Consider the following 17,310-nt stretch of genomic DNA (forward strand, 5'->3'; position numbering starts at 1 on the left):
ACTTTGTCGGTTGATTTACTCAACCTCATTTTCCTGACCCATGGGCGCCATGCTCATACAAAGATCCATCACGACTTGAATAGAGAAGGTGGGAGTCTCGGAAGACGTAGGCTGACAAACGACTTCGGTTTCTCCATTTTTGAATCCTGCAAGCACACCAAAAGTATCTGCGGTTTCATAGTAAACACCCGCTCCATAAGGCCCCACTTCTTCTTCCACAACAGTGTAAGAAAAGCCCCAAGTGTCCAGCACCTCTTTCACTCCCTCCACCGTTGCCAATTTTTCCATGTCAAAATCATATCCTTCATGAAGCTCCAAATCAGCGAGCGTACCGCCATCGGAGGAAACACGATAAATCTCGAACCCTCCTTCGTTAACCATTTCAACCACAGCTCCTTCAGGCGCAAGAACAGAAATGCCCAAACCAGGGATTTCAAGGCTTACTTTTTGCATACATCCTGCAAAAATAAGGCAAGAAGAAAGCAGCAAAAGAACTTTTGACGAGAAGGATTTATTCATAAATAGGTTTAAAGACAGCCCATCCTACAACGAACTGGACAAAAAGAGCAATGCTTTTTTGAGGATAGGCACCCTTGATTTTAAGCCTCCGCTCCCTGAGCTTGAGCCCTGCCATAGGCCTGCGCAATGTGCGCAGCGGCATAGAAAGTTCCGAATTTGCCAAGCAAAAAGTGCACCAGCGCCTTTGTCGACTTGAGTTTTTTCTTTCTCATCTTTTCCGCAATTTCTTCGAAAAGTTTACCCATGGCGTCCTCATTTCCTTGAGGTTCAGCAATTTGAACCATGTCTGCCTGGACTTCCGGCGAACATGCAAAGTTGACACAAACATCTCCAAAGGACCAGCCTGTTTTTAGAGTGACCAAGTGAGCCTCATGAGCAAAGCGATTTATCACTTCCACAATGTCAACGGCTCCGATCCTCATGCCTGGAAAAGTACGGTTGACGGCCTGCACTGCCTCAAACTGCAAACCCAACATGAAGTGTTGATTCGCCAACTCCATGACATGCCACGCTGCAAAAGCTTTTTTATGAACCGCCGCGTCATGCAACTCCGAAGCAGTTAAGGTTTTATGGACTTTGCCTTTCGTTTCTTGCTGAGCAGCAAGGACTTCCATTTCAAACGTTTCCACACTTTTTTGAGCAAGTTCAAACGCCTGGATGAGTTGGCCTTCTAAAGGATTTGTCATAAAGAAAAGGTTAATTCCTGCCTGGACTTTGCCCGTTGCAGCTTTTAAAGTAAATCTGGCGGCCAATTTCGCCACCTCAAATGGAAAACCTAAAAAAGACCCTCGAAGACATCGGGCTCAATCACTTTGAAAGCACACTCTACCTCCAACTTTTGCACAACGGTGAGCAAGCTGCTTCCGTCGTCAGTCGCGCCACCAAAATCCCCCGATCAACCACCCGCGGAGTACTGGATCGGCTTTGTGAGCGTGGCATCGTGAGCAAACTCATTAAGCGAGGCACCCAATTTTACCAATGCAAAGCTCCTTCTGCTTTGGTGGCATCGCTCAAAAGAGACGTTGTGGAAAAAACGCGCCTTATCGAAGAAATAAAAACAACCCTTCCCCTACTCAACTCTTTTTACGAACAGCGCAACATTGCTCCAAAAGTTCGTGTCTTTGAAGGGCGTGACCAAGTCATCGAAGCCTTCAATCTCAGTCTCTTCGACGATCGCACCAAGGAGTTACTCATTTTCACTTCTTACGAATTTTTACAAAACCCAATCATTCGCAAAAACGACGACGATTTTTTCATCAAAAGACGCGTCAAAAAAGGCATCCCTGCCCGAGTGCTCGTAGGGCGCACCAAAGAATCTGAAAAAATCACCGGCAACTGCCCTTCAGAACTGCGTGAAAGACGCCTGCTCCCCAAAAAGTTCCAGCTTCCCGGAAATCTTCACGTTTACGGAGACTGCGTGCTTTACTTCTCCACGGTCAACGACCGCTACCTCGCAGTGCTCGTCGAGGGCGCCATGATGGCAGAAACCCTCAAATCCCTCTTCGAATTCATGTGGGAGAGTTGTGAGCCTAAAAAACTTAGACGGCTCTACACGGTCTCTTAAGCCTTCATCAATGTTTTTCCCATTGAGCTCGTACCGCTTACCAGATCTTCAAGATTAACGTCCATGATGTCTAACTTCACAACTTCACCTTTACTAGAGGCTATCTATAAAGCCTTCAACCCACACCTGAAGAAGCCCCCGGAACACAAAGTTGCTGGCCCAATAATCTTCTCTTCAGACGTGGATAAATACGCTTCCGTATTCACCCCAAGTTCTTCGTTGTCGGGACTGATTTCATAAATTTCTCCTGCAATTTCAGTGATGCGTCCCAAAATAATGTCTCCACGAGCATTGGTATAGATCACCACCTCATTCAGAGCAAAGTTCCCATCCTCTTTATCCACCAAAACATAGTCCCCATTTTTAAAAGTCGGTTCCATGGCGGAGCCGTTTACAACAAAAAGTTCTAGCTCACCTGAACTACAGCCCGTGAGTATAAGTGCAAGTAAACTGAGTAGAATACCTTTTTTCATAAGGAGTGTTATTGGATTTTTAGGATTCATGTGGGGTGCAATAGCCACGTGCAATTTTTAAACCCTTGCCTTCATGGAAATTCACTTTTACATATCTGTACATTCCACTCATGTCTATGTAATAAGTTGCCAAATAGGGGTTGCCCTTATGGACGTAAGAGGCGCTAATCCGACCATACCCAATGTCATTCTCAGTTAATTCAAAAGTAATTTCCTTTGAAGTCATTTCGATCAGTTGATCTCCTTCCAGCTTGAGGGTAAAAGTCTCATTGGTCTCTTCTTCAAAATAGTCGTCGCCTCGAACACCGCCATAAATAGTGTCGAGATTGTCGCTATTCCAGCCATTCTCTATATAGCTCATCATTAAAGGCTGACATTCTACTCCTTGTTCAAAATCTTCGATTGAAAGGTTGCTTGAATGATCCCTACTCTTCAAGGAAGGAGAAATGGAGAAAAGATTTAAAATTCCTGCAACTCCAAGAACGAAAGGCACAAGAGCGAGGGGTAAAATGAGTTTACGTATCACAAGTGAATGTTTAAATGAATAAAGCCACAGGCATTCTAGCAGAACGCGCCTCTTGAACGGAATGGGCTAAAGAGCTCTGGCTTTAGCTTTCAATATCTTTTAAAATCATGACTTATCTGCACAAACACCCATTCTATGGAAAAATCACCCTCTCAAATACCAGCTGCACTACTCGCCCTAAGCCTCGACGCCTGCTCACCAGGGCTAGCAGGATCGGAAATCGTCAACATGTCTTCTAGAGTGAGCATGCAGGTTTACGCGATGGTCGACGGTGAAAACGAACGTTGTGGCACAACAGAAGGCCCCTTCACGGTCACTGCGTCATTTGTAAAATTTTATGAAGAAAATCTACCAAGAAGAGACGCTCGTGATCAGGAGCACTGTGCGGACCATATCTTCGTCGATGCAAGTGCTGGAAACCGCGCCCTTTGTGGTGAGCGAGGAGCGGAGATTCTAACCGGCGAAGGCCCTTTAAATACCATGATTGAGGTAGAAGGAGCGGGCAGCTCGGACCTTTGGGATGCAATAACGCTCAATTTCGAAGCACGCACCGATAACTTTAATCCCGCTTCTGGCACAGGCTGTTTGCAATACGCCGACGCACTGCTCCCCGTATCCACTCACATTGGCCTACCTCCAACGGAGGAGATGGCAGACGAACTAAGCGTAGTCGCCGAATGCACTTGGTCAGCCTTTTCAGAGGACGCGACCGATGGTTTATACTGCGATGTGACTGGCGCTGCTTGGGGAATTTAGATCGGGTATTTATATGCAGTTGTGCCACCCTCACTGGCATAATAAGTCAATGAAATGCTAATAGCCTTGGGCAGCCCATTGACTTAACTTTGTTTTATGGTTATATTCGCCGCTTGATTTGGCGGCACTGGACGGGCTGAATCCGAACACTTAATGGATTAGGATTTTTTGAGTTTTGTGATTTCGCGGTGCACCAAAAGAGCTTCTTTTGGGGTGAGATAATTCAAACACTTGAGCGGTCTACGATTGAGTTTTTCTTCAAGCCTTTGAATGAAAGCTTTACTGTATTTTGAAATATCACTGCCTTTAGGAATATCTTTCCGAATGATTTTATTCGTGTTTTCCACTGTGCCCTTTTCCCATGAATGATAAGGGTGGCAAAAGTAGATTTTAATGCCCAGCAGCTTCTCCAATTCCTTGTGTTTCTGGAAGAGAATATCATTGTCCGTAGTCATGCTTTGAAGCTCTGGAAAACGTTTTTGGATTCGCAAAAAAGCCTCATGAACTTCTTCAATCGTCACTGGGAAGATCTTTTCAAGAAATGAAACTCTTAGTTTCCTGTCCACAGCAACCAAAAGTGAACCCTTTCCCGTTTTCCCTGAAACTATGAAATCTCCTTCAATGTCTCCCACATCTTCTCTCATTTCTATTCTGTTAGGACGCTCATTTATGAACGTTCTGTCCGAAAGTTTTGAAAGTACTTTGGGCCTCTTTCTTCGATGTTTTGTTTTCTGCTCACGTTCATACTCCAAAGCTCTTCCATAGGGGCTTTTAGGAAGCGATAAATACTGTCTTTGGAGGCAAAAGGAAGAGCTCCCTCTTGGCATTTGAGTCTCCCAGAAATAGCGGCTGGAGAAATATCATCTCTTAGTTTTTCTTCTACGAAATCTCTCAATTTCTTGTTCATTGCAACTTTCTTCCCTTGAAAGCGAGCGGAGCGCCTTCGTACATAGCTTTTCTGCTGTGCTTTCTTCGGGTTATAGCTGCCATTCACTTCATTACGTTTGAGTTCATCTGAAACAGTTGAAACACTTCTCTTCAGACTTTTAGCGATAGCTCTGAGCGAATATCCTTTCCCCTTCAGTATGAATATTTCATCCCTCTCACTTTTGGAAAGCTGTGAGAACTTCTTAGCGTTTTTTTCATGAACTCATCTTACCAAGTGTTCGGATTCAAATGAGAATCTAGGGGCGAGCGTGGTCATTTTAGGGCATCGTCTTCTGACTCTGCTGGATACGGTTTAGCTGCTGCCGAGACAAGGTTTTAACAAGTAATTAGTCAGAAAATATGGGTGAGCCCCCCTACATTCCTGATCTCGTGGCCATTAGTGAGGCCCTTACGGCGCCTGCTATGTTTGTTGATTCAAAGCAGGTTTTTGAAAATACTCAATTGTTTGAGCGGGCGTTGATGGGCCATATTTTTACTGCAGATGGGGTGAACCGACACCGGACCTTCTTGAGCACTTACATAGGCCATCCATGGTTGAGTCCATCGGAGCGGTTGTACCTTGTTGAGTGTGGTGAATTGTTTGGCTTGGAAGGGGGTGACCGAGCTGCATTTCAGCTGCCACCTTTCTTACGTGATCCTACTCGATTCGGCCCTGGACTTGAAACCTTGAATAAGCAAGATCGAAACAAAGAATGTTTTAATGATGATTTTCGTTGTGGGATGGTGCGATCTCATTTGGGTCCCGCTTTTACCGCTGCTATGCAAGCCTTGGAGGAAACATGTATTTGCGGATCGTTTGTGTCACAACATCAAAAAGAGCGTGTTTTGCAACAATTGGGCGTTCTTAAAGGAGATGTGAGGAAAGATAAATTCAAATCTTTTTGGGTGGATTCTGAAGGGGATAGTACAGAATTTGAAAACATGTGGAACTCTCATCTTACCTGCATTCAGATGGTTCAAGATCGTTGGGCTCACATAGGCACTTCTGAAAGCCAAACGCATCCAAGGGAGGCTGCACGTTTTTTCAGTTCGCGCGGATTGACCATTCCTGGTTCAGTAGAACTATTGCAAGTGATAGATGAATGTAGAGCGGAACTCATTGAGCAATTGGGAAACAGTTCAGACGATTTACCTCAGGAACTTATGGCCGTGGATGATCCGCATGTTTTTGTCCATTTAGTGAAGCGACAAGTTCTTGATTTATTGGGCCATGGTGATGACTCAATTGATAAATATCCGCATGAGTTTGATGTGGCGGTTGGAGCTTCATCTCAGCAGGGTGGCGTGATGCACTTACCTCAAGATACGCAGTGGATTCAATCTGTTGAAGGTAAAGCCTCTATGGCGCTCATACTTGCACAAGAACTAACGCACATCATCCAGTCTAAATGGATTCACTCGCCTCAAGTGTGCCATACTTTTTATGCTTCTGAGGCTTGGGCCAACGCTTTTGAGCTTTGTTTTGGTAAGCTCATTGGTTTAGAATATTCCAGTGTGAAAAGCGCGCTTAAAAAACTCTCCTATTTGGACGGGGCTGTCGCTTTTCATATGGCTGGCTGTACGAGAGAAGCCGTGGGCGAACGGCTTGGTTCATATCCATTGTGGCCCGCTGAGGAGATTCCCGAACGTTTAAAGCTAGTTATAGATGGTCCTGGATTAAGACCCCTTCGGAATGGCGGCCCTTATGTAGTGGGCATGGCCGCTGTTCTGAGGGCATTTGAAGCTTCTGGTTCTGACCCCGACTTCTTTAAAAAAGAGTGCAAAGCACATGGACTCTTGGAGAACCCACATGTTGTGGCCAATGACTTCGATGTGGATGACCTCCTTCGTTCTATTCATCCTACTATAATAGCACTCCGAACTTAGACAGCAGTGTAGTTTTTTTTGGGGGGGGTGGAGCATTGAACCGCTTTACTGACGCACTCCCTTAGACTTCCTATAAAGGCTCCATGCTTTTTTGAAGTCAGGACTTTTTTTAAGCAGTTCAGCAAAAGTCCCTTCAGCAACAACTGCCCCAGACCGAAACAAATAAATCTTATCGAACTTAGGCAAAAGATGCAGACGGTGAACGGAAGAGACGAGACATTTATCCTTGAATTGTTCGAAAATATTGTCATAAATGCCCAGTTCATTGGCGGGATCAACACTACTGGTCGGCTCATCCAAGAGGACAATGCTGCTTTTTTTCGCGGCAAAAAGCCCACGCGCCAAAGCAAGTCTTTGCTTCTCTCCACCAGAAAGATTTACCCCCTTCTCTTTGATGCTGGTCTTAAGCCCACTGGGGAGTCGCCTTAAAACGGCATCGAATCGAGCCATTTTTACCACCTCCTCCACCTCAATTTTTTTATGACGAATACCGGCCGTAATATTGTATTCAATGGTATTCTCGAAAATTTCAGGGTCTTGCGGTATCAGGGTGACAAGATCAGACAAGCTGCGAAGGCCTCCAACTGTTACGCCATCCACAACAACCTGAACTCGGTTTGGCTCACTCAAGCCTCTCAGCAAACTCATCATCGTGCTTTTCCCACTGCCACTTTCGCCCACAAAAGCAATGCGTTCTCCACGACGAAGCTTCAAGCTTATATCCTTCAATGTGTGCTTGTGATGAGCTTCATCTTCGTACTTGAAATACAGGCAATATTTTTCCAATCGCTAGGGATCATTCCAAGCGTTTTTCGCACCCCAAAGGCTTTGCTCGCCTGCCATATTGGCTCAATCGAGTCGATATCAGCCGTATAGTGAACTAGGTTTTCATACTTCCAGGCCAGGTCAAAGAAAACACCCAAAAACCTTTGCACGTATTCGTAAAGCGCCACCAAGGTTCCCAGCAGTAAAACCTGACCCGCCGAAACTTGGCCATAAAGATACAGCGAAATGGAAATAAACATGGAAAAAGCAACCACCATCGTGAGCAAAAACCATTTCACTTCATTCACTTTGGCGTTCTTTTTCCAAATGGGAAGTGCTGAAAAAATACGGTTTACCGTTTCATTCCTCGCAAGTTTCTCGAGTCGAAGCGTGATGACGGTCTGCATGTTCAAAACGTAATCATAAAAAGTTGCATCGTAGAGATGGAACTTTTCATTGATCTGCTTGGTGTAAAGGAGCAAAAGTTTATCGAAGCGAAAGATGACCAATGCAGCCAAAAAGCCAAAGCCCAAGAGTACAAGACCTGTGTAAAGAGAGATGACAAAAAGCGCGATGAGTGAACCAAGAAACTTCACAATCACTTCATGGTACATAAATCCTTCATCCGAAAAACCCTTGAGTGCCGCTGATGCTTTTTCAAGTCGACTCATGGTTCCGCCAGAATGATTGTCTTTGTGCCACTTGAGTGGAAGCCCCGTCAAAGTATCAAAAAGATCCGTTCTAAAATTTTTCAAAATATAGTACGCATTGGTTCGTTCTATCACTCGTGCCGTTCCATGAAAAACCCAAAATAAAAACTGCAAAAGCGGATACGTCGCCAAAATCAACAATGCACCTTTGTAATCTTCAAGACCATGGTCCTGCAAGTGGTTGAAGAAAAATCCCAAAACCATAGGCTCCAACAGGGCTGATGAACCTCCCCGAGCTTACGCTCGGGGTTTCAGCCTAGTTCAAGCTGCGCTTGGCCCGCATCTTCTTCGCCCTGTTGTTGGATATACTTTCGAATGACCTCCTCGTTAATCCCAACTGTGGAGGCAAAGTAACCTGCCGACCAAATACTTCTCGTCCCCCAGTACACTTTTCTAAGAAACGGAAACTTTATGTTCAACTCACGAGCTGTGTTGGCTTTTATTATTCTCACCACCTCTCCCACTGCTATTTGTGGAGGTATGGAAATTAAAATATGTACATGGTCTAAATCCGTGTTTACCTCTTTCACCACCAGTTCCGGATAGTACTTCGGAATATCCTTCATCACTTCCTGCAGAAAAGCCAACACACCTTCGTTGAATATCTTCCGACGGTATTTGGTCGGCCAAACTAAGTGATAGTCACAGATGAAAACTGCGTGTGAGCTTTTTCGTAGCTTCTTCATGCCTCCACTTTACACCACCACGAAGATGCGGGCACCCACTACATCCCTCGGGCTTACGCCCGGGGAACTACGTCAGTTGATTAGAACATAAAGATTGGTTGAATTCTGGTATTTTCGCTACAAATTTCATCAAATTGAAAATATGTTTTTACGGCTCAAATAAACCTTGACAGACTGCTTTATAAAATAAAACTGGTGCCTTTTTAGGTGCGCTTCTTCAGCTTTGCTTCTTTAACCATCACCGCAAATGCATCTCCGTATAAGAACACAGCTAGCACGAAACCGCCCATGACTTTCAAGAAAGTCCATCCCCATCCATCCTCTTCTTCAAGAGGCTCTTCAACAGGTGCTTCCTCGATAGGCTCTTCAACAGGCACCTCCTCAAGAGAAATACTTCCAGTCAGGAACCCATGGAGAAAAAACAGAGCCGTTAAAATAAAAATGGGCCCAGTAACATAGCGGATCAAAAAATAATACCCTCTCTCTCCATACATCCGTTTCTGTCGGTAATCGTTCAAGGAATGCAAATCTCCCCATTTAGGATTCACAATGCAGGCAAAGCCCCAAAAAATGGAGAGCAGGCAGACGAGGATTGCTATAGGATGGTCCATGGAAGTATTTTACAAATGAATATGCATGGGTCAACCTCACTCTCCTAAAAAAGCCCCAATTTTTTCAGTTGCCTGGGTTTGTAAAAAGAAGCATGAAGCATTTTTGTGCAGGCGCCAGCCAATGCATGTGTAACCCTGAATGCTTCTTTTTAAAATTGTATTCATAAAGCCACAGCCTTAACAAGAATTGGTGGAGATGGCGGGAGTCGAACCCGCGTCCAAAAAGGAAGTGCGAAACCCTCTACGTTCATAGACCGTCCTGGTTACAACCGGTTCATCAAGGACGGACGAAAACAGACCGGAGGCGCAGACCAAAATCTTGGATCAGCAGCGGAATGCGAGCGCTGCCTCACCACAGTCTCGTGTATGACACTCGTCTTCCCTACGAAACCTTAGGAAGGGAGCGAGATCGCACAAAGGGCGATCGTTGACTATGCTACAGGAGCGAAAGCAAGAGAAGCCTCTTCCATTCGGAGAGCCTGAGCAAGTCGAGCAAGTGGGTTAGCACTTAAATTTGTCTGGACGGATTGAGGTGGGACCAGACAACCACCTGAACGCAAGCTTCGGACTTCAAACTTTCTGTCGAAACCGGGACATCCCCACTTTTCAAAGAGCTGCACCAGTTTACGCCTCTTTTCAAGAGGGGTCAATTTGTGCTACAATTAAGAGATAATTTATTTGGCACAATGGCAAACAAGGAAATCCCAGAAAATGGCAAAGATGTGATGCCCATACCAGCGGGCTCACCCGCGATAGATATTCAATTGCTTTCCCTGGAGGTGACCAGGGAAGCCTATGATCAGCTTATGGCACGCGTGGATGCCAAATATACGGGTGAAAACATTTCTGCCGGCAATCTTTTTAAAAAGTATGTGAGCAAACAAATGACAAAAGCAGGGCAAGAGTCCATTCACAAATCAATGCAAGAAATCGAGAAAACTTTTGTGGAATTCAATAAGATGTTCGACGCCTTAGTTCTAAATAAAAACAATCCAGCTTTTGCGCAAAAGCTCGGCATTAAAATGTCCGTCCATTCTCCCGATAAAATGGCAGAAATGGCTCGCGCAAGCGGTGTAACAAACCCCGAACAAATGGCCATTATAAAGTTTTATGCCGTTATCCGCGGGGTAGACACGCTCTTGGAACGTGAGTACGAGGATTACATCTCTAAGCTTTTTTTGCCCGATATAACGTCCAAATTCAATGCCCTCAATTTCAATGCCCTGGTCTAAAGAACAAGTCATCAATCTCATTCAATCCTCTGAAGCACTTAAAGGAGCTGCTGAAGAGCAACAGTTTTGGCTGAATCGGGCAGAATACATGGGGCCTGAGGATTTAGCTAAACTTGCTGCCGTGTTGGTGAAAGAAGCTGAATCGAGAAAAATCGTGCAAACCTCTTTACTTGAGAAAAGCATACAAAATAATCAAGCCTACATTGAAGAACTGCATAAGGTTAAACCAAAGATGCTTAAGGAATGGGAGGCTGCTAGTCGTACCGAAGAAAAACCGGACTCAATTCTTGATCAAATAAACAATGTCTAACGGAGAAACTCCATACGCAAAAGAGCTGAAGACTTCAGAAGTAATGGCGCTCGCTGATCGTCGAGTGAATGTAGCTAAGGAAGACATTCCTCGTGAACAAAAGGTAAAAATTGTGGAACTAGAAAACACGGTTCTCGACTTTATGCGTGATCCAAACTATGCAGAAATGCGAGAAGCCTATAAGAAGAACTACGACACGACGGGGCGGGGTGCCGAAGGCTTGTTGGCTACTATGAAGGCGCACTACATGGCCGTAGAATCAGGTGAAAGCAAGGCCGCTGGGGATCAATTGAAAGCCATTACAACCATGGCGCTTTCGGAGTTGGAGGAATTGAAAATGAATATGGGCTTTGCTGCTGCGGACACGGAGCGTGATGCCAGGAGATACAACGACGTCATTGGTAAAAGCACAGGGGCAGACAGGCCCATCGCTCCAGCATCTGAACTTCCAGAAAATATGGCTACGGTAGAAGAATTGCTTGGCAGGACTCCTCGAGAAAAAATCGAGGTCAATCTGGCATTGAATGAAGGTCGTTTGGCTCAATTGAAGCTTCCAGAAAATGCCGCTGCTTACGTCGACGCAAAACTAGCCTACGCTTCCATAACTGGGGGGCAACATCTCGAAGATGCCACTAAACTTTTGAGCGATGCTTTTTCCGCTGGATTGAAAGAGGTGGCCAAAAGAACAGGCCTCAGTGAACAACGCGCTTTACTGCTAGAACTGGTCTCAACCCAACTCAATGCACTAGAGGGCTTGTATAAAATCCTCACTCAGTCTATTCGCAACGAAGCTCCTCACAAAGAGGTGTCAGAAGCAGTTGACAACGGAGAGGGCTCTTTCTCGGACAAAGAAATGGCTGAGATTTTGGGGACTGTTTTTGCGAAGGCACGATGGGATACCATTGATTCATCTCAGCCTTTCAAAAAACCTACAACAATCTCTGAAGGGATGGAGGCTTACTACCGGGTAGGACCTGCTTATACATACTACACCGGACGTAAGCCCCAAGACCTTGGCTTTAACGAAGCATACGTGCTTGGCACAACCCAAGGAATTGTCAGCGCCTTGGTAACAGTGGATCAAATGGCACTAGGCGCAGCAGCTTGGGTTGGAAAGAAGGTCATGGGCAACGAAGCACACGCGGCAACAAGTGACACCCATGAAGCCGAAACGTGGACTTCTAAAATTCTAAATGCGGGGAAAAGCGTATTGGATCCACACACCTGGGCAATGGCGTGGCAAATGCTCACGTATGGGCTTGAGCACAGTACCGCTGAAGAAAAGCTCTTTATGGTGAATAAAATTGTCGCGGAATTCATTTCAGTCGGGCTCATTGGTGGAGAAGTTCTGCATGGACTCAAAGCAAGCAAGCTCGGCATTCAAGGGTCCCGTGCAATGAAATCAATGACGGTGGCTATGGAAGTGATCGCCACGCAGTGTCCAACGCTAGCCATGTACGGGTATAACAGTGAACGAATTTGTGTTGGTCTAGAAAATGTAGCCGCCCAAGGAATTCGTGTCTGGGATGATTTACTACTCCGCAGTGCCCACGTGGGAGAGACAGCCCATGGAGTGGAGGCAAATCTATATCACCCCACTGTCGGGGTTTATTCGCATGCCAAAGAAGAGATCGAAGCAAAAAGAGAACATTCTTTTGCCTACGACGAGCTTGTAACCATCCGTGAGCACCTGCGCTTGGCCATCCAGCATGCAGAGAGCCTTGGCCTAACCGAGGGGCAACGAGCCGACCTTCAGGCTTCAAATCGTGAGGTGCTTAGGCGGCTTCAAGGGGTCGACCGCGAAGGTCATTAGGCCATCTTTACTTCTCCACCACAGCCCCAGGCAAATTCTTCAGCTTTTTGCCAAGCGCCAATAGACATTTTTTGAGCTCTTCCACCCAAGAAACTCCAAGGTCTTTGAATGAAATCTTGAGCTTGGTGCCCGAAATGATCCACCGATTGTTGTATTCCAAAAGCGACATAATATTTTCGGGCTTCACGCTTTCAGACATATGTAAAACAATTTGCCGGTCTTCTTGTGAGTGGACATTTTCTGCCTTCACATTGAGGATGCCGGCTTTTTTTGCAAACATTTTTATCTCTAAAACGCGGAACAAATTCGAAACCTCTTCCGGCATTCGTCCATAATCTTCCACCAGTTCAGTGCGCAGCTCCGTGAGGTAGTCGAGCGTATCGGCTCCGGCCAATTTTTGGTAAACAGAAATCTTTTCTTTGGAACTGACAATATACTCATCCGGCACATAAGCAGGCAGCGGAATTTCGATGGTCACATCCTTCATGGTGGTCTCTCGTTCCTTCACTTTCTTGCCTTTCTTCAAATCTTCCACCGCCTGGTTGAGCATGCGCACAAAGTGCGAAACGCCCACCACCTGAATGGCCCCCGACTGATTGGCCCCAAGCACATCTCCTGCCCCTCGAATTTCCAAATCTTTCATGGCAATTTGGAACCCGGCACCCAGTTCGTTGGCCTCCACAATGGCCTTGAGACGTTTTTTTGCATCCAGCGGCAGGCGCTCCATTTGATACAAAAAGTACGAGTACGCCTGCACTTTCGCGCGTCCCACCCGTCCACGAAGTTGATAAAGCTGCGCGAGTCCAAAACGTTCGGCGTTGTTCACAATGAGGGTGTTCGCATTCGCAAGATCAATTCCGTTTTCAATGATGGTCGAGCTCACAAGAATATCGTACTCCCCACTTTTGAAGGCCAAAATTCGGCGTTCCAGCTCGTCTGGTGCAAGTTTTCCGTGCGTAACCACAATGCGAGCCTTCGGCAGCAAAGACCGCAGCTTAGACGCCATGTCATCGATGGTTTGCACACGGTTGTGCAAAAAGTAAATTTGTCCGCCGCGTTCCATTTCTTTTTCCACCGCACCTTTAATGAGCGCCAGCGAATACCGACGCACTTCCGTCACAATAGGGAGTCTTCCGGGCGGCGGCGTGGTGATGGTCGTGATGTCTCTGAGTCCGTGCAAACTGATGTTCAGCGTACGAGGAATCGGTGTCGCGGTCATGGTTAAAATGTGCACTTCTTTGCGGAAGTCTTTGAGGCGCTCTTTTTGCTTCACCCCAAAACGCTGTTCTTCGTCAATGATGAGCAGGCCCAAATCTTTGAATTTGAGGTCGTCTTGCAAAAGACGGTGGGTGCCAATAATAATGTCGATTTCGCCTCGCTCAAGGGCTTTTAGAATCTTCTTTTGCTCGGCAGGGCTACGGAAACGACTCAGCATTTCGATGCGAACATTGAAGCCTTCCATGCGTTTCACAAAACTCTTAAAATGTTGATCCACCAAAATCGTGATGGGCGCGAGCACGGCCACTTGCTTGCCGTTGTCCACAGCCTTGAACGCCGCGCGCATGGCCACTTCCGTCTTTCCAAAACCCACGTCTCCACACACCAGTCTATCCATCGGTTTTTTGCGTTCCATGTCGCGTTTCACATCCAAAATTGCACGCAGCTGACCGGGGGTCGGCTCATATTGAAAATTCTTTTCAAATTGAATCATGCGACTGCTGTCGTTGTCACACATAAAGCCTTGGGCACTTTCGCGTTCTGCATACAGTTGCAAAAGTTCCGTCGCAATTTTTTCGGTCTCCTTACGTACCCTATTTTGCATCGTCGTCCACTCGGCACTTCCCAGACGTGTGAGCTTCGGAATTCTATCCCCCGCCCCAATGAATTTAGAAACCTTGTCCGCTTGGTCGATGGGCACAAAAAGTTTGTCGTTTTCGGCGTAACCAATTTTTAAATACTCGCGCGTCACTTCATCAATGGTGCGCTTATCGAGCCCCAAAAACTGCCCAATTCCATGATCGGTATGCACCACAAAATCGCCCGGCTTCAGGCCCGTCAAAAAGTCCGTGTAAACCTTCTGCCGTTCAGGGCGTTTTTCCTGTTCCCCAAATCCGCCCACATTGCGATCCGAAACCACCATAAAATTGAGTCCAGGATTTTGAAACGCTTCCGGAAAAATATCCTCCTGGTCCACATGAAAAATCACCACTTGCCTGGATTCAAAACTCGCCCCCCGCTTGTAGCTCACAAAAGGGATTTTCTTCTCTTCAAAAAGCCCGGTGTAAAGTTCAGGATGTTTAGTGAACAAAAACACCGTCCACTCATTCGCGAGTTTGTCGCGCAAATCGGTGACAAAATCCAGCGGTGCGTAATATTTTAAAACCGAAAGGTAATGCAGGTGATGATGATAAGCCGTCTCCTCCATAAAGGACCGGAACTCCAAATAACGGGATTCCGGCAAACGCGTTTTCATCGCAGCCTCAAAAGCTTCACTATCGTCATCCGGGAACTCCACTTCATCATCCAAAACCAAAGAGCCGCGGCCAAAATAATGGAGCAGTGGCGTATCGCCTTCCGGCACTTCAATGGGATAAATTTCCAGATGATCGACTTCTTGCACGTCCACTTTGTCCACTTGATTGAAAAGCGCAATTTTTTCCACCTCATCAAAACCGAGTTCCAGTCGCACCGGGGTTTCCATATTCACCGGCCAAATCGTCATCAAATCTCCATGGCGATGGTACTCCCCTTTCTCCACATAAGTGTCCATCGAAACCTCATAACCAATCCCAATGAGTTTTTCAAACACTTCAACAGGGTCCACCGCATCTTTCTTTTTCAGTTTCAAAACCCCACGCTTCACAAGATCGGGATTGGGGAAAAGTCCAAAGAGCTCTCGGTAGGGAAGCACAAAAAAAGACGGCCTTTGCTCATCCAAAACCAGCGATAAAAAAGCCATCTTTCGAACCGTGTTTTCTCGATCCAAACCGCTGTCCCTCATGGGATTGTCTTCTTTCTCGTAAGCAAAAACGGGTAAGTCGCCCCACAAGCGAAGGTCTCGCAAAGTGTTTTCTTTGTGCTGAGAATCGCTGGTCAGCCAAAGCACTCGTTTAAGGTCTTTCACCTCACGAGCCAAATCGGCAATTAAAAACGCTTTCGAAGAAACATTCCCAGCCCCTGAAATGGAACTATAGCCTTGATCTTGAAATTGCTCTATTACCTGAAGATTCTGCCCATGCGGGAAGAGTGTGATCAGATGTTTACAGTCCTTCACAATTTACTAAAAAACTAAACTTTAAAATTAAACCTTGAGCGGCATGATGATGTGCAGATAATCCGTGCCCGAGGTCGGCGTTACCATAACAGGAGAAAGTCCATCATTCAAGCCCAAATTCACTTCCTTGCTTCCCAGATGAGAAAGCACGTCGAGCAAATATTGTACGTTGAGCGCCGTTTCAATGGCCTCCCCATTCACCTGAGCTGCCAAATCCGTGCTGCCCTGACCCACTTGAGTTTCTTCGCTGGCAATCTGAATGCCGTCTTTATGAACCTTCAAACGAACGTTATTGCTGTTTTCACGCACAATCACTGAAACTTTTTTAAGCCCCAGGATCAAATCTTCCGTGGAAAGCAAAGCGGTGGTCTTGATTTCTTTGGGTAAAATTTTCTCGTAATCAGGGAAGTTGCCTTCGATCAACCGAGACATCAGCTCCACCCCGTCCACCTTGAACAAAACCTGTCCTTTGCTCACATACACATCGAATTCCGCTGCCGCACTGGAGCTTAAAATTTTCATCAATTCTTGAGCCGTTTTCGAGGGAACAATGAATGATAAATCTTTTTCGCTATCCCTTTCGTTCAACAACGTTTTCTCCCCAAGCCGATAGCTATCCGTGGCCGCCAACTTGGTCTGCTTTCCGTTCACCTGCCAATACACTCCCGTTAAAACGGGGCGAGAAATATTGGTGGACGCCGCAAAAACAACCTGCTCCAAAGCACTTAAAATGCTCTTTGTTGAAAACTTTAAAACATCCGGTTTTTCAAGCTTAGGCAAAAGCGGAAATTCCTCGCTGGAAATCCCCTTCATCTTCGTATTCGAACCCTTACTTTGAACCTGAAGCGTATTTCCACCATTCACCGAAAGTAAAACTTCTTTATCGTTCAAAAGAGCCACATAAGAACTCAAAATTTTGGCGGGAATGGTCAAACTTCCCTCATTCTCGACACTTGCTTCAAAAGAAGCTGAAATAGCAATCTCCAAATTGGTCGCAGACAAAAAAAGACGCTTTCCTTCCGCCCTCAGTAAAATATTATTCAAAACCGGCAAAGTGCTATTGGGACTGACGGCTCTATTCACGAGTGAAAGAGCTAAAGCCAGATCCGCCTGGGCGCAAGTGAGTTTCATTAAAATTTGGCTAGGAAATCGCAAAAAGTGAAGCAAATTTTTTTGCACATGTCTATAAGAAAAAACAAAACAAAAATATATATAAATAAAACAGCAGTGACTGTAGTAAGGCCTTGCCAAAACCCT

General features: G+C 45.9%; 18 protein-coding genes and 1 other RNA gene. 6 read left to right on the forward strand and 13 right to left on the reverse strand.

What is annotated here, in order from left to right:
* Positions 1–15: 15 nt before the first annotated feature.
* Positions 16–519, reverse strand: a complete 504-nt coding sequence (locus IPG41_04025) for a hypothetical protein (protein ID QQR54345.1) — start codon at positions 517–519, stop codon at positions 16–18.
* 80 nt (positions 520–599) lie between these two features.
* On the reverse strand, positions 600–1,205 hold the full coding sequence (locus tag IPG41_04030) for a hypothetical protein (GenBank protein ID QQR54346.1): 606 nt from the start codon (positions 1,203–1,205) through the stop codon (positions 600–602).
* An 80-nt stretch (positions 1,206–1,285) separates the two neighbouring features.
* On the opposite strand from IPG41_04030, the gene IPG41_04035 reads away from it, so the two are divergent.
* Positions 1,286–2,083, forward strand: a complete 798-nt coding sequence (locus tag IPG41_04035; protein QQR54347.1) for a hypothetical protein — start codon at positions 1,286–1,288, stop codon at positions 2,081–2,083.
* Positions 2,084–2,187: 104 nt separating this feature from the next.
* Here the strand turns inward: IPG41_04035 and IPG41_04040 are convergent, their stop codons facing one another.
* Positions 2,188–2,556: a S24/S26 family peptidase gene (locus tag IPG41_04040; protein QQR54348.1), complete on the reverse strand. Its 369-nt coding sequence runs from the start codon at positions 2,554–2,556 to the stop codon at positions 2,188–2,190.
* A 19-nt stretch (positions 2,557–2,575) separates the two neighbouring features.
* Entirely contained in the window at positions 2,576–3,082 is a 507-nt protein-coding gene (locus tag IPG41_04045; protein ID QQR54349.1) for a hypothetical protein, read from the reverse strand.
* A gap of 135 nt (positions 3,083–3,217) precedes the next feature.
* Here IPG41_04045 and IPG41_04050 point away from each other — a divergent pair, with 135 nt between their 5' ends.
* Positions 3,218–3,838: a hypothetical protein gene (locus tag IPG41_04050; protein QQR54350.1), complete on the forward strand. Its 621-nt coding sequence runs from the start codon at positions 3,218–3,220 to the stop codon at positions 3,836–3,838.
* A 158-nt stretch (positions 3,839–3,996) separates the two neighbouring features.
* On the opposite strand, the gene IPG41_04055 is transcribed toward IPG41_04050, so the two are convergent.
* Both IPG41_04055 and IPG41_04060 read right to left on the reverse strand, forming a co-directional pair.
* A complete protein-coding gene (locus IPG41_04055; protein ID QQR54351.1) occupies positions 3,997–4,590 on the reverse strand; it encodes an IS30 family transposase in 594 nt (197 codons plus the stop codon).
* Positions 4,506–4,931 carry a helix-turn-helix domain-containing protein gene (locus IPG41_04060; GenBank protein ID QQR55655.1) on the reverse strand — a complete coding sequence of 142 codons (426 nt, stop codon included), beginning with the start codon at positions 4,929–4,931 and terminating at the stop codon, positions 4,506–4,508. Before IPG41_04060 ends, IPG41_04055 begins: the two co-directional genes overlap by 85 nt.
* A gap of 194 nt (positions 4,932–5,125) precedes the next feature.
* On the opposite strand from IPG41_04060, the gene IPG41_04065 reads away from it, so the two are divergent.
* Entirely contained in the window at positions 5,126–6,652 is a 1,527-nt protein-coding gene (locus tag IPG41_04065) for a hypothetical protein (GenBank protein QQR54352.1), read from the forward strand.
* Between the two features lie 45 nt (positions 6,653–6,697).
* Here the strand turns inward: IPG41_04065 and IPG41_04070 are convergent, their stop codons facing one another.
* The 5 genes from IPG41_04070 to ssrA form a co-directional block, all read right to left on the reverse strand.
* Positions 6,698–7,366: an ABC transporter ATP-binding protein gene (locus IPG41_04070; protein QQR54353.1), complete on the reverse strand. Its 669-nt coding sequence runs from the start codon at positions 7,364–7,366 to the stop codon at positions 6,698–6,700.
* Positions 7,367–7,377: 11 nt separating this feature from the next.
* The gene (locus IPG41_04075) at positions 7,378–8,331 is read right to left on the reverse strand and encodes an ABC transporter ATP-binding protein (protein ID QQR54354.1); all 954 of its coding nucleotides are present in this window, start codon (positions 8,329–8,331) and stop codon (positions 7,378–7,380) included.
* Positions 8,332–8,378: 47 nt separating this feature from the next.
* A complete protein-coding gene (gene tnpA / locus IPG41_04080) occupies positions 8,379–8,813 on the reverse strand; it encodes an IS200/IS605 family transposase (protein QQR54355.1) in 435 nt (144 codons plus the stop codon).
* A gap of 203 nt (positions 8,814–9,016) precedes the next feature.
* Entirely contained in the window at positions 9,017–9,424 is a 408-nt protein-coding gene (locus IPG41_04085) for a hypothetical protein (protein ID QQR54356.1), read from the reverse strand.
* Positions 9,425–9,612: 188 nt separating this feature from the next.
* Positions 9,613–10,025, reverse strand: a transfer-messenger RNA (tmRNA) gene (ssrA, locus tag IPG41_04090).
* Between the two features lie 85 nt (positions 10,026–10,110).
* Between ssrA and IPG41_04095 the strand changes: the two genes are divergently transcribed.
* Genes IPG41_04095 through IPG41_04105 form a run of 3 tightly spaced genes read left to right on the forward strand, consistent with a single transcriptional unit; the run spans position 10,111 to position 12,779 of the window.
* Positions 10,111–10,656: a hypothetical protein gene (locus tag IPG41_04095; protein ID QQR54357.1), complete on the forward strand. Its 546-nt coding sequence runs from the start codon at positions 10,111–10,113 to the stop codon at positions 10,654–10,656.
* Positions 10,628–10,966, forward strand: a complete 339-nt coding sequence (locus IPG41_04100) for a hypothetical protein (GenBank protein QQR54358.1) — start codon at positions 10,628–10,630, stop codon at positions 10,964–10,966. Before IPG41_04095 ends, IPG41_04100 begins: the two co-directional genes overlap by 29 nt.
* Positions 10,959–12,779, forward strand: coding sequence for a hypothetical protein (locus tag IPG41_04105; protein QQR54359.1), 1,821 nt, complete (start codon positions 10,959–10,961; stop codon positions 12,777–12,779). Before IPG41_04100 ends, IPG41_04105 begins: the two co-directional genes overlap by 8 nt.
* Before the next feature lie 7 nt (positions 12,780–12,786).
* On the opposite strand, the gene mfd is transcribed toward IPG41_04105, so the two are convergent.
* Both mfd and dnaN read right to left on the reverse strand, forming a co-directional pair.
* Positions 12,787–16,053 carry a transcription-repair coupling factor gene (mfd, locus tag IPG41_04110; GenBank protein ID QQR54360.1) on the reverse strand — a complete coding sequence of 1,089 codons (3,267 nt, stop codon included), beginning with the start codon at positions 16,051–16,053 and terminating at the stop codon, positions 12,787–12,789.
* A 27-nt stretch (positions 16,054–16,080) separates the two neighbouring features.
* A complete protein-coding gene (dnaN, locus tag IPG41_04115; protein ID QQR54361.1) occupies positions 16,081–17,184 on the reverse strand; it encodes a DNA polymerase III subunit beta in 1,104 nt (367 codons plus the stop codon).
* Positions 17,185–17,310 lie beyond the last annotated feature (126 nt).

The sequence above is a fragment of the Candidatus Peregrinibacteria bacterium genome (genome assembly GCA_016699145.1).
Lineage (GTDB): Bacteria > Patescibacteriota > Gracilibacteria > UBA1369 > 2-02-FULL-48-14.

What these genes read in the sequence shown, in the direction of transcription:
- IPG41_04065 (QQR54352.1), top strand. Translation starts at nt 5,126, where the DNA reads ATGGGTGAGCCCCCCTACATTCCTGATCTCGTGGCCATTAGTGAGGCC.
- dnaN (QQR54361.1), bottom strand. Translation starts at nt 17,184, where the DNA reads ATGAAACTCACTTGCGCCCAGGCGGATCTGGCTTTAGCTCTTTCACTC.
- IPG41_04050 (QQR54350.1), top strand. Translation starts at nt 3,218, where the DNA reads ATGGAAAAATCACCCTCTCAAATACCAGCTGCACTACTCGCCCTAAGC.
- IPG41_04085 (QQR54356.1), bottom strand. Translation starts at nt 9,424, where the DNA reads ATGGACCATCCTATAGCAATCCTCGTCTGCCTGCTCTCCATTTTTTGG.
- IPG41_04100 (QQR54358.1), top strand. Translation starts at nt 10,628, where the DNA reads ATGCCCTCAATTTCAATGCCCTGGTCTAAAGAACAAGTCATCAATCTC.
- IPG41_04095 (QQR54357.1), top strand. Translation starts at nt 10,111, where the DNA reads ATGGCAAACAAGGAAATCCCAGAAAATGGCAAAGATGTGATGCCCATA.
- IPG41_04075 (QQR54354.1), bottom strand. Translation starts at nt 8,331, where the DNA reads ATGGTTTTGGGATTTTTCTTCAACCACTTGCAGGACCATGGTCTTGAA.
- IPG41_04025 (QQR54345.1), bottom strand. Translation starts at nt 519, where the DNA reads ATGAATAAATCCTTCTCGTCAAAAGTTCTTTTGCTGCTTTCTTCTTGC.
- IPG41_04105 (QQR54359.1), top strand. Translation starts at nt 10,959, where the DNA reads ATGTCTAACGGAGAAACTCCATACGCAAAAGAGCTGAAGACTTCAGAA.
- IPG41_04035 (QQR54347.1), top strand. Translation starts at nt 1,286, where the DNA reads ATGGAAAACCTAAAAAAGACCCTCGAAGACATCGGGCTCAATCACTTT.
- tnpA (QQR54355.1), bottom strand. Translation starts at nt 8,813, where the DNA reads ATGAAGAAGCTACGAAAAAGCTCACACGCAGTTTTCATCTGTGACTAT.
- IPG41_04030 (QQR54346.1), bottom strand. Translation starts at nt 1,205, where the DNA reads ATGACAAATCCTTTAGAAGGCCAACTCATCCAGGCGTTTGAACTTGCT.
- IPG41_04040 (QQR54348.1), bottom strand. Translation starts at nt 2,556, where the DNA reads ATGAAAAAAGGTATTCTACTCAGTTTACTTGCACTTATACTCACGGGC.